Here is a 13,507-nt window from a genome sequence, read left to right on the forward strand (position 1 = left end):
GCAAGGCTGTGATTTATGCAATCCCTGTTACCGTATAGTGTCGCTCGACATTGACGGTAATTTCACCCCAGCGGGAGGATTTGATTCTGGCTTGGTGCGCTTGAAAAGCCACCTTATCAACAAACTCTTCGTATACATCGAATCGGCAGGGATTGAGAGGGTCTTGAGTCACCTGAAAGATCAGGCAGCCGGTTTCAGCTCGGGTGAGCTGAATATGATTATCAAGCTCATCCTTAACCGCCATTAAATCATTTTGGGATACAAGAATAAATCCCTTTAATATTATTTCCTTCATTAGTTATCCTAGTGATGAGGCTTTGCTTGGCATATTGTTTTCCTGTGAGATAAGTTTATTTTAATAGCCACTCTATAACTCTATCAATATTTAACTTGTATGATGTTTCAATTAAATTGGCTTGAAATGCTGTAAATACAACAAGTATTATAGTTAGTATAACAATCGATTTCTGGCTTCGACTATCAGATTTAGCTCTTGCAACTTCTATCTGATATTGCTCTAGCGTGGCAATTGCTTTGCCAGTTATTTGATAATTTCCTCTACATGCTTTTAGCTCTCCAGAGGCAACAAAAGAGTCTAGATATAAATGCATTTTTTGCGAGGTTTCTTTTCTTTGAGGATGTGAATACCAACGTAAGCCGTATACGTGACTCATTATATCTAAATGATCAAAGGGTTTCTGTGGATATACCGATTGTCTATCTATTATTTTTTCTAAAATCTTCATCCTGCTAGGGAGTTGCAACGCGACTTGGTTAAATAAATATTTTGGAATATGAAGCTTAGCTGAAGCAAAAAAAGTCTGTGCTTTATATAAACCGGTCCATTCATGCCATAAATAATCAAAAAGACCATTATAAACATGTGAATAGAGTCCGTAATAGTGTTCTATTCTTATAGAAACTCCGTACATTAATGAAAAAGGGATGCAGGCTTCAGGATTAAATCTATTGCTTTCAAAATAGAAACCAAAAAATCCGTTTTCATTAATTTTTTCAACTAATAATGACGGGATATTGCCTGCATATAAACTAATGGAGTAACAGTTTACTTTTTTACCTTTTTCACCACTCCTAGGTATATTTGTAGGGCATGTCTTATGAAGTAATCTTTCAAATATTCTTATTTTATATTTGTTCATCATATCTCAATTAACTTAATATTATATTTTCAAGGAGGTTGTTTTTATGTCTGATCATAACATTTTGCTCCATAAGACGTAGAGATACGTAAAACGCTATCGCCCCCGGTGCGCTGCTTTTAACCCATGTTCTGCGGAAACACCCTTCTGACAGCGAATGCTCATGGTGTGGCTCCGGAAGCAGCTTTGTGCCGCGCAACCATGATACCGATTGAAGCCGGTGGTGGAAGGGCAGAGGGGCGATGATCAGTGCCGGATCAATAAATTAAAACAACTTGGGTGGCAGAAACGACAAGGCCCCCGAGGTTGGGGGCCTTGTGGTAGGGCCATCACTGGCGAGGCTGAGCAGGGCAATGCCGATCAGGGCAAGTCCAAGGTAAAGCGGGCACCGCCGAGGGGGGACTCATCGACCCGGATCTGGCCGCCGTAGCTGTGGACGATTTCGGTCACCACCGCCAGTCCGATGCCCTGACCCGGCGAGCTGTCAGCCCGCACGCCGCGCTGGAAGATCTGCTCCGATTTGGCCGGGTCGATACCCGGGCCATCATCTTCCACTTCGATGCGCAGCCGCTCGAGATGGCGGCGCACCGTCACCTTCACTTCGCTGATGGCAAATTTGCAGGCGTTGTCGAGCAGGTTGCCCATCAGCTCCATCAGGTCGCCCTGTTCGCCGTGAAAGAGGGCGTCATCGTCGAACTTGAAGTGGGTTTGCAGCTTCTTGTGGCGATAGACCTTGGTCAGGCTGGCCAGCAGTTTTTCAATCAGCGGCACCGGCTCGGTGCCCTTGCTGGCAAGGCGCTGGCGGCCGGTCACGGCCCGTCTGAGCTGATACTGGATCATCTGATCCATGGTGAGGATCTGCTCATTGATGTTGTCGTGGATCTCCCGCCCCAGCTTCACTTCGCGGGTGGTGATCTGGATCAGCGCCAGCCGGGTTTTCAGGCTGTGGGCGAGATCGTTGAGGGCGTGCTGGTAGCGCTGGGTCTGCTGGCGTTCGTTCTCCAGCAACTGGTTGATGGAGTCGGTCAGCGGGGCCAGCTCCCGCTCAAAATCGCTCGAGAGGTCATCGCGCTTGCCGGCCCGAATATCGTCGATCTGACGGGCGATGGTGCGCAGGGAGCTGAGGCTCCAGAAGGTGGTGAGCAGCAGCAGCCCGGCCAGCAGCATATAGGCGAGCAGCGCCTGTTTGGCAGTCTGGTAGAGATAGGTGCGGGACTCTTCGTGGTAGCGTTTGGCCGAGTCGATCATCACCACGTAGTAGGCGGTGGTGCCGCTGCCGGGATTGCGGATAAACCGCAGGCTGTAGACGAAGTAGCTCTCGCCGTTCTTGATGGTGTGCTTCTTGAAGAAGTAGTCGAGATCCATCCCCCCCAGATACTTCATCAGGTCGCCGCAGATGGTCTGTTTGGCCTTGATCACCTCCGGCATATGGAGGCTCGACCAGACCAGATCGCCATCGGCGCGGCAGATCAGGGTATCGAGGTTGCGATCCCCCGCACCACGGGATATCCGCCCCAGCTCGACGTTCGACCCCTTGTCATCCGGCTCGGTGGAGGAAAACAGCTTGGCCAGGTTCTCCTGCATCCGGGCGCTGGCCTTCTGGGTCTGCTCCTCGACGTGGCCAAGATAGAGGGCGTAGACGGCAAACCCCATGATCAGCGCGATGACCAGCAGCGAGCTGAGCAGCAGTTTGATGTGCAGTGAGCTGCGGATCATCTTGATAGGGCGCGGCAGATGAAACTGCATCAGTTACAGGAGAGGTTGAAGATGTAACCCTGACGCCGGATGGTGGAGATGGGTTGAATCGTTCCCTCCGGATCCAGCTTCTTGCGCAGGCGGCTCACCATCACCTCGATGGTGTTGGGGTCCCCCTCGCCGTCGCCGTAGAGCTGGTCGAGCAGTTGCTGCTTGGAGACCACCTGACGGGCGTTGCGCATCAGGTACTCCAGAATGAGGTATTCAAAGCTGGTGAGCACCGCCACTTCACCGGCGATAGTCAGCTCCTTGCGGGAGAGATCCAGCTCGTAATCACCGGCTTTCACCCTGGGCGAGATAAAGCCGGCACTGCGGCGCACCAGCGCATTGAGTCGGGCCAGCAGCTCATCTTTCTGGAACGGTTTGACCAGATAGTCATCAGCACCCGCTTCCAGTCCTTCGACCTTGTCCTGCCAGTTGCCACGGGCGGTCAGCACAATGATGGGGAAGGGGATCTGCCGTTCACGCAGTTGCCGGATCAGTTGCAGGCCGTCCATATCGGGCAGACCGAGGTCGATGATGGCCACATCAATGGGATAGTCGGCGGCGTAGTGCAGTGCAATCCCGGCCTGGTCGGTGCTGTAGACCTGATTGTCGGCTTCGGTCAGCAGAGAGGAGAGGTGGTGATTGAGCAGCTTGTCGTCTTCGACCAACAGAATTTTCATGATGTGAGCGGTCATAGGGATCCAGGCTGTCAATTAGAAAGTGTATGTCGCTTCGAGTCAATTCGAATCCTAATGCATCCCGGCTGTATCGGGACTGAATCAGTGGGACTTCAGAGTTCGCGCCAACTGGTCGTTTAACCATGGTCCGGGTTGTCGATGGCATGCTGGTCGGCAGCCATGCTGCGAAAGGTTTGATGTGATGAGAGAGATGGCCGGGAGGCTGCTGGCGCGACTGCAACAGCGTGAGCGCAGCGACCTCCTCTATATTGTCTGGCTCTGCTGGGGGGCAGCCTTGCTGCTCTACGTGCTGGGGTCGCCCTGTTTTCTGTGACCAGTGGCGCCGATGCCGCTGGTTCTGCTTGTGTGGTTGGTGGAGAGAGTACGGATGTTTGGAAGAAACAAAGGTGGTGCGGCTACTGCGTCGGCCGGCGCCACTGTGATTGCAGCAGGTGCCCGCTTCAAGGGCGAGTTGCAGGTGGAGGGGGATCTGGAGGTGCGCGGTCAGATCAATGGCACCATCCAGCTCATCGGTGGTGTGCTGCGCATCATGGAGGGTGGTAGCGTTGAGGGAGAGGTGAGTGCGCCCCACGTGATCATCAATGGTCTGCTGGAAGGCACCTGTACCTCCGCTGAGGTGGAGATCCTGGAGAGCGGCAAGATGCAGGGGATCTTCAAGGGGGGCAGTCTCTCCATCTGCAAAGGCGGCAACTTTGTTGGCCAGTCCCAGCCCACCGTGGCCGGCAAGGCCGATCCCGTGTTGCAAGCCTTGTCTGAAAACAGTTCATCCGGGAGCAAGCAGCCGGAGAGCAAGAGCAATGTGAAAAAGCTGCCGCACGAGCCGAAAGGCAAGCCGACCGAGGAGCTGGCCAAGCAGGCGTGATGCCATTTGCCAGCTGTGCAGATGACGGTTGTTCAGGAAAACAGAGAGGGGGCCATAACGGCCCCCTCTCTGTTTATCTGTCACCCGTTAGCTGCGGCGCGGCGGCAGCATATTGGTGAGGGTGTTGTCTTTGAGAATATGGTGGTGATAGAGGGCCGCCACCGTGTGCAGGCCGATCAGGGCGTAACCGATATTACCCAGCGTCTCGTGCACCTCCTTGATCAGCCCCTTGAGTTCCGGACTGGGGGAGAGCAGAGCAGGCAGCTCAAGCCCGAAGAATGGGACGGGCTTGCCTGCGGCGCTGAGCAGCAGCCAGCCAAACAGCGGGGTCAGAATAAGAAAACCGTAGAGGGCGAGATGGGCCAGTTTTGCCAGCTTGTGCATGACCGGGGAGAGCTCGGGCACGATACGGGGTGTCGGGCTCATCCAGCGCAGCGCCAGTCTGACAAAGACCAGGGCGAAGATAAGCAGCCCCAGCATAAAGTGCCACTCCTTCATCAGATCACGGCCAGGGTCCCCTTTGGGGAAGATATCGCGAAATTCGATCAGGGCGTAGACGGCGATCATGGCCCACAGGGTCAGCCAGTGCAGCCCGATATTCAGGGTGCCATAACGTTGTTCACTGTTCATCAGCATAGGTTTGTTCCTTCGAAGTGCTGTCACATCCGTGTGGCATCCCCGCACTCAAACGTGTCGGGGCCAGGCCAGATCCTTTGGTGGCAACAGCAGAGCTACCATGCTTGCCATACATCGATAGCCTGCCGCTGGCATCAGTCAGAGAGGAGATGCCCTCTGCTGTCTGCATGGTATCACTGGCAACCGGGTGGATAGTCTGATCAATGCCACACAATTTACAGGCTCATTAAGCCCCTTGTGACGTGAAGAAGGCGTGAAATAGCATCAGTGATGTCAGCCCGCCAAGGTTCAGGCGGGCTCGATGGCCAGCACCACGCAATCCGGCTCGCTGATGCGAAAACGGACGTTGCAGCCAAACAGCCGCACCCCGTACTCCTTCTCATCGGGCTTGCCCTTCTTGTAGGCGGGGCGCGGATCTTGTGCCAGCACTTCGCTCACCAGCTGGCGCAGCTCGGGATGGGCCTTGAGCCAGGGTTGCAACTGCTGCTCGGCCTCGGCACTGAAGCTCACCGCCAGCGGCGGGGTGGGGGCGTCGGGGGCAAAACCACCACGGGCATCCGGCAGGCTGTCGGCATAGGGAATATAAGGCTTGATATCGACGATGGGGGTGCCATCGAGCAGATCCACCGCCCCCAGCTCCAGCCACAGCTTGCCCCGCTCACGGCCGATCCCGTGCAGCTCGACCACCGAGAGCCCTAGCGGATTGGGGCGGAAGGTGGAGCGAGTGGCAAAGACGCCGACCCGCTCGTTGCCGCCAAGGCGCGGCGGGCGCACCGTCGGGTGCCAGCCCTGCGCCATGGTCTGATGAAAGACGAAGCTGAGCCACAGATGGGAGAACTGCTCGATGCCGCGCAGCACATCCGGCTGATCGTAAGGGGGGAGCAGCTCGAGGCGGGCGCGGGCCGATTTGACCAGTCCGGGCTGGCGGGGGATGGCGAACTTCTCCTTGTAGGGAGAGCGGATGATCCCGAGGGTGTCGATTTCGAACTTCATGGCGGATCCTGACTGAAAACCCCGGCAATTTAGCACAGGCGGCCCCAAAACGCAGGCTTGGCCTCGCTACGCCAATTTCTGCGGCGCTGCCGTGATCCCTGTCCCATCCCGGCCAGTCGGGGGCTGTGCCCGCGCGCCAAGTTGCGTAGGGTGGAGGCAACTGGCGTGTCAGGATGAAATGTGCGCACATGCGCCGAAGGGGGAGGGAGAGGGATGAAACTGCTGATTATCGGTGGCACCGGCTTTTTGGGGCGCCACCTCACCGCGCTGGCGCTGGATTGGGGCCATGAAGTGACGCTGTTCAACCGTGGCCTGCACCAGCATCCGGACTGGCGCGATCTGGTGCAGCTCACCGGCGACAGGGACAAGACCCTGAGCCCCCTGCAAGGGGCCGGGTTGCAGTGGGATCTCGTCATCGATACCTGCTGCTATCGCCCCGAGCAGGCGGCGAGCCTCTCGGCGGCTTTGCTCGGGTGCTGCGCACGGCTGATCTTTATCTCCACCATCAGCGTCTATCGCGATTTCTCACTGCCCGGGAGGGATGAATCTGCGCCGCTGCACCTTATCCCCGAAGGCGAAATGCCCACTGACTATGGCCCGCTCAAGGTGTTGTGCGAGGAGGAGTATCGCGCCCGCTGGGGCGAGCGGCTCTGCATCCTGCGCCCGGGCGTGTTGTGCGGCCCCCATGATCCTACCGGGCGCATGGCCTGGTGGATTAAGCGGGTGCAGCAGGGCGGGCCCTGGTTGCTGCCGGGCCGTGGCGAGGATCGCTTGCAGTATCTCGATGTGCGCGACTGCGCCGAGTTTGTGTTGCGCGCGGCCGAGCAGCAGTTGGGGGGCACATTCAACTTGCTCAAATCCGGTATTACCTTGAGTGACTGGCTGGAGCGGCTGAGCGCCCGGTTGCAGCCCGCCCGCCCCATCCAGCCCGAGTGGCTGCCCTGGTCCACCCTGATGGCAGCCGGAATCGAGCCCTGGCAGAGCTATCCCACCCTCTTGCCCTGCGCGCAGGCGGAGTTTGCCGGTTACGGCTCTATAAGCGCCGAGGCGGCCATCGTCCACGGGTTGAACTTCCGGCCACTGGAGGAGACCGCCGCAGACCTTGCCCACTGGCTGGCCATCGAGCCTGCCGCCGGGGGGGCGGAACATGCCATGACTCAGGCCGAGGAGACCTCGCTACGGCAGCAGCTGCTGGAGCCCAGTCTGCAATAGGAGAGGTGCATCGAGCCGCTGCTACCGAGCGTGGCGCGGCAGGTGTGAATACAACGAGAGAGGGCATCCCGCGGGATGCCCTCTCTGTCTATCCATGCCTGATGGTTGCCGAATACAGGCTGACGCGATTCCCCATCACATCGCTGTCGCTCACCGAGTTAGCGGAGGGTGGCCCCTGCAGCTATCAGCAGCTCTTTCAAGATGGCGCGATGGCAGCGGGACTCCTGCTCGCAGTAACAGCCCACCGACAGGTTGGTGGTGTGGGAGATGGCGGCCAGCAGCGCCAGATCATGCCTGGCGGCCGGTTGCGCCATCTCGGCCTTGTACAGTTTGCCAAACGCCGCCCACTGGGCGGGTGTCTCGGCTGCCTGCCCCAGCTTCATGGTCTCGCTGCTGGGAGCAAGGTTGGGAAACCAGACATCGTACCAATGCTGGTTGGCAAATTCGCTCTTGGGTACGCCGCGGGGCGGGCGGCGCACCGTGCCGATCCGCAGCCCCTCATCGGGCAGGCGCGGGCTGCCAAGGCGAACGATAGCGAGGGCCATGACAGTGGGTTACTTCTCTTCGGCCACTTTCAGCGCCTGCCCGTAGCAGATCACCTGTTTCAGGCAGCCCGGGGTGTCGCTGAACTCGGCGCACTTGTCGATGGTGACGCCGTTGCCACCCATGTCGGCCGCGCGGCGGCGAGCCAGGGTGCGCGCTTCACCGGCGTTGGGCACCGGTTGGTTGGCATCGGCCTGGCAGGATTCACCCTCGATGGTGCCGAGGTAGAGGTAGTTGAGGTCAGCCAGCTCATCCTGTTCATAGATGCGCACGCTACCGGGTTTGAAGTATTCGTCGAAGTTCTCTTTATCCAGATTGCTGTTGAAGGCGTAGTTGGCACAGCCGGAGGCAATCAGGGGCATCATCAGGATCAGGCGTTTCATCGTCTCGTATCTTGTGTCGGTGATGAGGACAGTAGAAATGCGCAGGCGCTCCATGTCGGCATCTTGTTGAATAATGAGGGGGACATTATAGGGGCCAGCCGCCTGCGGCGACCAGCCCCGTTTTGCGCCCGGTTGTCGGGGTGTGACCCCTATCAGCCTGATATCAAACAGGAGCCAGCCGCTGATAGAGGCTGCGGTAGTAATCATCCCCCAGCAGCTCGTCGTGCGGGGCGCAGAGGCGGATCTGTCCCTCTTCCATCAGGGCAATCCGATCCATCTGCTCCATCCCCAGCAGACGGTGGGAGATAAGCAGCAAGGTGCGATCTGCCCCGAGCTTGAACAGCAGATCCATGATCTCCCGCTCGGTCTGGCTGTCGAGCCCTTCGGTCGGTTCGTCCAGCAGCCAGAACGGCGCATCGTGCAGCAGGGCGCGGGCGATGCCGATACGGCGACGCTCACCACCGGAGAGGGGGCGGCCGCCGTCACCGAGCCAGGCGTCGAGGCCCGCCTCATCTTCCAGTAGATTGGCCAGTCCGACCTGGGTCAGCACCGCAATCAGCTGCTCGTCAGAGGCGGTCGGGGCGGCCAGTTTGAGGTTGCCCCGCAAGGTATCGGCAAACAGATGCACCCGCTGGCTCACCACCGAGATGGAGGCGCGCAGCGCCCCTTCGCTGTAGTCGGTGAGCGGTTTGCCACCCAGCAGGATTTTGCCTGCCTGCGGGCTCCACTCCCGGGTCAGCAGCCCCATCAGGGTCGATTTGCCGCAGCCGGTCTGGCCCAGCAGCGCCAGCTTTTCACCGGCGTGCAGTTGCAGGGTGCAGCCACGCAGCACCGGCTGGGGGTTGCCGGGGTAGCCAAAATAGAGGTCATTGATCTGCAGCGCACCAACGGTGGCATGGGTCTGTTCGTCGCCCCACACGGGGGCTTTGGCCTCTTGCAGGATCTCGTTCAGGCGGCGTGCCGAGGTAAGGCTGGTGGAGAGGTGCTGGAAAGCCCCCGCCAGTGGCATCAGTGCCTCGAAGCTTGCCAGGGTGGCAAAGACCATCAATGCGGTAATGGGGTCGGGCGCAGCACCCGCTACCCCATGACCGGCCAGCCAGAGCATCAGGGTCAGGGTCCAGCCGCTCAGCAGTTGCACCGAGAAGTTGGCCAGCCCGCTCACCTTGGCCATCCGGGCCTGCGCGACGAGCAGCGCCTGTTCGGCTTGTTGCAGCTCAACCAGCGCCTTGGGGGCGGCGGCAAACATCTGCAGCTCGGCCTGACCATCCAGATAGTCCACCATCCGGGTACGCAGGGTTGATTTTTCCGCAATCAGCGCCTGACCGGGGCGACGGCCGAGGAAGTAGAACACCAGCGGCAGGGCGATCATGCCAAACAGCAGAATGGCCCCCAGGGTGAGGGCGAGACGGCTGTCGAAAAACGACAGGAAGAAGACCAGTCCGGCGGTACTGAGCAGGGCCGCGCCTATGGGGGTGATCAGCCGCAGATAGACGTGGTCCATCGCATCGATGTCTGCCACCAGTCGGTTGAGCAGATCCGACTGACGAAAACCGGCCAGGGTACCGGTGGAGAGCGGCGAGAGTTTCTGCCAGAACCAGACCCGCAGTCGGGTCAGCACCCTGAAGGTGGCGTCGTGGCTCACTACCCGCTCACCCCAGCGACCGGCGGTGCGGACGATGGAGAAGAAGCGCACGCCGCCCGCGGGGGTCATGTAGTTAAAGGCATGGGTCGTCGCAACGGTCATTCCCGCCACCGCGGCGGCGGAGAGGAACCAGCCGGAGAGGGAGAGCAGCCCCATGCCGGCGGCCAGGGTCACCAGCGCCAGCAGCAAACCAATGGTGAGGCTGAGCCAGTGTTGGCGATAGAGGCGCAGAAACGGCAACAGATCACTCATCGAGAGAACCTCCGGAACGTTGGGAGAGCAGGCGGGCAAAATGCCCCTGCCCAGAACTAAGTTGCTGGAAGCTGCCTTGCTCCACCAGCTGGCCGCGGGCCAGCACCATTATCTTGTCCATCTTGGTAAGCTGGTCGAGACGGTGGGTGATCATCAGCAGGGTCTGGCCAGCCATCGCCTGCTCGAGGGTGGTCATGATGGCGCGTTCGGAGTGGCGATCCAGACTGGCGGTCGGTTCATCGAGCACCATCAGCTGGGTTGATTTGAGCAGGGTGCGGGCCAGGGCAAGGCGCTGGGCCTGACCGACCGAGAGGCCACCCGCCTGATCGCCGACCGGATAGTCGAGCCCCTTCTCCATGGCAAACTCCCACGCCTGCGCCCGTTTCAGGGCATCTTCCAGCTCGGCATCGCTGGCCGTCGGTTTGGCCAGCAGCAGGTTGTCACGCAAGGAGGCGTGGAACAGCTGCGGGTTCTGCGAGAGCCAGCCCAGTTGCAGGCGCCACTGGCTCATGTCGAGGGTGGCGAGCTCCTGCCCGTTGACCTTGAGCTCACCACGATAGGGGGCAAAGCCGAGCAGGGCGTTGACCAGCGAGCTCTTGCCTGCGCCGCTGACGCCGATGAGGGCGGTGCGCGTACCGGCTTCCAAAGTGAAGTCGATGGGGCCGACCAGCACCTTGCCTTCGGCGCTCAGCACTTCAAGGCCTTTTGCTTCTACCTTGACCGGGCTGTCGGCATGGAACTGCGCCGTGCCTGCGGCCGGTTCGCTCACCTCGGCTTCGAGGAATTCAAGCAGCTGCTCGGCAGCGCCGATAGCCTGCGCCTTGGCGTGGTAGTGGGCACCCAGTTCCCGCAGCGGGGCGTAGAACTCGGGGGCGAGAAACAGCACGAACAGACCGGTAAAGAGGGTGACCTTGACCCCATAGCTACCAAAGTTCAGATGGTCGATATAAGAGAAGCCGAAGTAGACGGCAACCAGCGCTACCGAGATGGCGGCGAAGAACTCCAGCACGGCGGTGCTCAAAAACGCCAGGCGCAGCACTTCCATGGTGCGCTCGCGAAAATCTTCCGAGGCGTCGCGAATGGCTTCACCTTCCGCCTGGGTACGCATAAAGAGTTGCAGGGTACGCAGCCCCTTCAGGCGATCGAGGAAGTGGCCGGAGAGGCGAGCCAGCGCCTGAAAGTTGCGGCGGTTGGCATCGGCGGCGCCCACACCTACCAGGATCATAAAGATGGGGATGAGGGGCGCAGTGCCCAGCAGGATCAGGCCCGCCGCCCAGTTGACCGGGAACACGGCCACCAGAATGACCACCGGAATAAAGACGGCGATGGCCATCTGCGGCAGATAGCGGGAGAAGAAATCCTGCATATTTTCAATCTGTTCCAGCAGCAGGCTGGCCCAGCTACCGGCCGGACGGCGCTGGATATAGGCAGGGCCGAGGCGACTTAAGCGCGTGAGCACCAGCTGGCGGATGGTTTGGCGCACCGCGCTGCCCGCCTTGAAACTGGCCACTTCCCGGCCGTAGGCCAGCGCCGCTTTGCCAAGCGTCACCAGCAGCAGGGTAATAAAGAGCGTGATGGATTGCTCAGGCGTTGAGCCTTCGATGATAAAGCCGTGCAACAGGGTCGCCAGCAGCCAGGCTTGCGCCACCATCAGAATGCCCTGGCCAAGGCCAAAAGCGATGGATATCGTGATCCAGCGGCGACCGTGACTCGATTGCTTGCGCAACCAGCCATAGAGACGTTTTTGCGTTTTTTTATCCATTACCACCATCCTCGCGTCGAGTGGCGCAAGACTATCCTTGCCGTTTGGCCTTGGCAACCTTGTAAATTATCTGTGTTGAAAATGTTTGATTGAAAAAGCAACCGTCTGTTCAATCCTTGTCCGAACAGATTGATTTATTGAAAAAAGTGGCAAAGGCGCCATTGCGCTCGGCGGCAAAATGCATATAGTAAGAGCCCTGACGCGGGTGTAGTTCAATGGTAGAACGGTAGCTTCCCAAGCTGCATACGTGGGTTCGATTCCCATCACCCGCTCCAAATTTCAGATGCCAGGCGGGCATCGTATAATGGCTATTACCTCAGCCTTCCAAGCTGATGATGCGGGTTCGATTCCCGCTGCCCGCTCCAGCTTCAAAACAAAAAGCCCACTCCTGCGAGTGGGCTTTTTGTTTTTCATCTGTCTTGTGCGCCGTTCGACGTCACGCTCACCATTTCTAAGCTTTAAGGCAAACCGCAGAGACAGAAAAGGCGCCCGAGGCGCCTTTTCAGATCAACAGCGTAGCGGGAGCTTATTCCTGCTCCAGCTCACCACAGAAACGGTAGCCTTCGCCGTGGATGGTGGCGATGATCTCCGGAGTATCGTTGACGCTTTCGAAGTGCTTGCGAATGCGACGGATGGTCACATCGACGGTACGGTCGTGGGGCTTGAGCTCACGGCCGGTCATCTTCTTCAGCAGCTCGGCACGGGTCTGGATCTGGCCCGGGTTTTCGCAGAAGTGCAGCATGGCGCGGAACTCGGAGCGCGGCAGCTTGAACATGTCGCCAGTCGGGCTGACCAGTGCGCGGCTGTTGATATCCAGCGCCCAGCCGTTGAACAGGTAGCGCTCAACCAGTTTCTTCTCTTCGCCACCGGCTGCCACGTTCATGGTGCGGCTCAGCAGGTTGCGGGCACGGATGGTCAGTTCGCGCGGGTTGAACGGCTTGGTGATGTAATCATCGGCGCCGATCTCCAGACCCAGGATCTTGTCCACTTCGTTGTCACGACCGGTCAGGAACATCAGGGCGATGTTGTCGTTCTCACGCAGCTCACGGGCCAGCAGCAGGCCGTTCTTGCCCGGCAGGTTGATGTCCATGATCACCAGATTGATGGTGTGGGAAGTGAGGGCCTGGTGCATTTCGTCGCCGTTGTTGGCTTCGAGCACGATGTAGCCTTCGGCTTCAAAAATGCTTTTCAGGGTATTGCGTGTGACCAGCTCGTCTTCGACGATCAGAATGTGTGGTGTTTGCATGAGTATTCCCAGATTCTTATCAGTTAATTATCTTAAATTTAACACTCTTTGGCGTTTCAAACCGATTTCCTGACTGATCCTGAAAATTTATTACGTCATCCTGGGTATGAGAGTCAGGTCGGAATATCGCGAATTAGGCATCAGTACCGGCAAGTATCCCTGTGCCACTTATAGGTTCCCGACAAGTCTGGTCGAGCAGAGCCTGGAAAGGTCGTCCATTACGAAAGTGGCCGCATTTTATCAGTTAACAGGAGCATAACAACACTCTTTGCCGTCAGATAGCAACTTTTTAACTCTGATTTGATATAGGTCAAACCCTGGTACAGCAGCATCATACTTGGCCTGAACCGGGTTTTCGCCCCTACAAAATGTAATGGA

The 13,507-nt window shown here is 58.3% G+C and carries 12 protein-coding genes, 2 tRNA genes and 1 pseudogene; 4 read left to right on the forward strand and 11 right to left on the reverse strand.

The window, feature by feature from the left end; all coding sequences use genetic code 11:
- Positions 1-13 precede the first annotated feature (13 nt).
- The 4 genes from AB5Y71_RS14450 to AB5Y71_RS14465 all read right to left on the reverse strand — a co-directional run bounded on the left by AB5Y71_RS14450 (position 14) and on the right by AB5Y71_RS14465 (position 3,580).
- Positions 14-295: a putative quinol monooxygenase gene (locus tag AB5Y71_RS14450; RefSeq protein ID WP_368171866.1), complete on the reverse strand. Its 282-nt coding sequence runs from the start codon at positions 293-295 to the stop codon at positions 14-16.
- A gap of 55 nt (positions 296-350) precedes the next feature.
- A complete protein-coding gene (locus AB5Y71_RS14455) occupies positions 351-1,160 on the reverse strand; it encodes a hypothetical protein (RefSeq protein ID WP_368171867.1) in 810 nt (269 codons plus the stop codon).
- A 360-nt stretch (positions 1,161-1,520) separates the two neighbouring features.
- Entirely contained in the window at positions 1,521-2,906 is a 1,386-nt protein-coding gene (locus AB5Y71_RS14460; RefSeq protein WP_005338217.1) for an ATP-binding protein, read from the reverse strand.
- Positions 2,906-3,580 carry a response regulator transcription factor gene (locus AB5Y71_RS14465; protein ID WP_041201856.1) on the reverse strand — a complete coding sequence of 225 codons (675 nt, stop codon included), beginning with the start codon at positions 3,578-3,580 and terminating at the stop codon, positions 2,906-2,908. Before AB5Y71_RS14465 ends, AB5Y71_RS14460 begins: the two co-directional genes overlap by 1 nt.
- Before the next feature lie 199 nt (positions 3,581-3,779).
- Here AB5Y71_RS14465 and AB5Y71_RS14470 point away from each other — a divergent pair.
- Positions 3,780-4,460: pseudogene (locus AB5Y71_RS14470) on the forward strand (polymer-forming cytoskeletal protein).
- Positions 4,461-4,547: 87 nt separating this feature from the next.
- Here the strand turns inward: AB5Y71_RS14470 and AB5Y71_RS14475 are convergent.
- Both AB5Y71_RS14475 and tsaA read right to left on the reverse strand, forming a co-directional pair.
- Positions 4,548-5,096, reverse strand: a complete 549-nt coding sequence (locus AB5Y71_RS14475) for a cytochrome b (protein ID WP_368171868.1) — start codon at positions 5,094-5,096, stop codon at positions 4,548-4,550.
- Positions 5,097-5,384: 288 nt separating this feature from the next.
- Positions 5,385-6,089, reverse strand: a complete 705-nt coding sequence (gene tsaA / locus AB5Y71_RS14480; protein WP_368171869.1) for a tRNA (N6-threonylcarbamoyladenosine(37)-N6)-methyltransferase TrmO — start codon at positions 6,087-6,089, stop codon at positions 5,385-5,387.
- Between the two features lie 213 nt (positions 6,090-6,302).
- Between tsaA and AB5Y71_RS14485 the strand changes: the two genes are divergently transcribed.
- Positions 6,303-7,301, forward strand: coding sequence for an NAD-dependent epimerase/dehydratase family protein (locus tag AB5Y71_RS14485; protein ID WP_103251332.1), 999 nt, complete (start codon positions 6,303-6,305; stop codon positions 7,299-7,301).
- 158 nt (positions 7,302-7,459) lie between these two features.
- On the opposite strand, the gene AB5Y71_RS14490 is transcribed toward AB5Y71_RS14485, so the two are convergent.
- The 4 genes from AB5Y71_RS14490 to cydD all read right to left on the reverse strand — a co-directional run bounded on the left by AB5Y71_RS14490 (position 7,460) and on the right by cydD (position 11,883).
- Complete coding sequence (locus AB5Y71_RS14490) at positions 7,460-7,846, reverse strand: DUF488 domain-containing protein (RefSeq protein ID WP_103251333.1); 387 nt, start codon at positions 7,844-7,846, stop codon at positions 7,460-7,462.
- Positions 7,847-7,855: 9 nt separating this feature from the next.
- A complete protein-coding gene (gene rcsF / locus AB5Y71_RS14495) occupies positions 7,856-8,227 on the reverse strand; it encodes an Rcs stress response system protein RcsF (RefSeq protein WP_013723982.1) in 372 nt (123 codons plus the stop codon).
- Between the two features lie 163 nt (positions 8,228-8,390).
- Positions 8,391-10,121: a cysteine/glutathione ABC transporter ATP-binding protein/permease CydC gene (cydC, locus tag AB5Y71_RS14500; RefSeq protein ID WP_103251334.1), complete on the reverse strand. Its 1,731-nt coding sequence runs from the start codon at positions 10,119-10,121 to the stop codon at positions 8,391-8,393.
- Positions 10,114-11,883 (reverse strand): cysteine/glutathione ABC transporter permease/ATP-binding protein CydD, encoded by a 1,770-nt coding sequence (gene cydD, locus AB5Y71_RS14505; protein WP_103251335.1) that lies wholly within the window; start codon positions 11,881-11,883, stop codon positions 10,114-10,116. The genes cydC and cydD overlap by 8 nt, the downstream gene beginning before the upstream one ends.
- Positions 11,884-12,084: 201 nt before the next feature.
- Between cydD and AB5Y71_RS14510 the strand changes: the two genes are divergently transcribed.
- Both AB5Y71_RS14510 and AB5Y71_RS14515 read left to right on the forward strand, forming a co-directional pair.
- Positions 12,085-12,158 (forward strand) — tRNA-Gly (locus AB5Y71_RS14510).
- Positions 12,159-12,173: 15 nt separating this feature from the next.
- Positions 12,174-12,248, forward strand: a tRNA-Gly gene (locus AB5Y71_RS14515).
- Positions 12,249-12,409: 161 nt separating this feature from the next.
- Here the strand turns inward: AB5Y71_RS14515 and arcA are convergent.
- Complete coding sequence (gene arcA / locus AB5Y71_RS14520; protein WP_005338193.1) at positions 12,410-13,129, reverse strand: two-component system response regulator ArcA; 720 nt, start codon at positions 13,127-13,129, stop codon at positions 12,410-12,412.
- Positions 13,130-13,507 lie beyond the last annotated feature (378 nt).

The organism is Aeromonas sp. R9-2 (assembly GCF_040908025.1).
GTDB classification, from domain to species: domain Bacteria; phylum Pseudomonadota; class Gammaproteobacteria; order Enterobacterales; family Aeromonadaceae; genus Aeromonas; species Aeromonas veronii.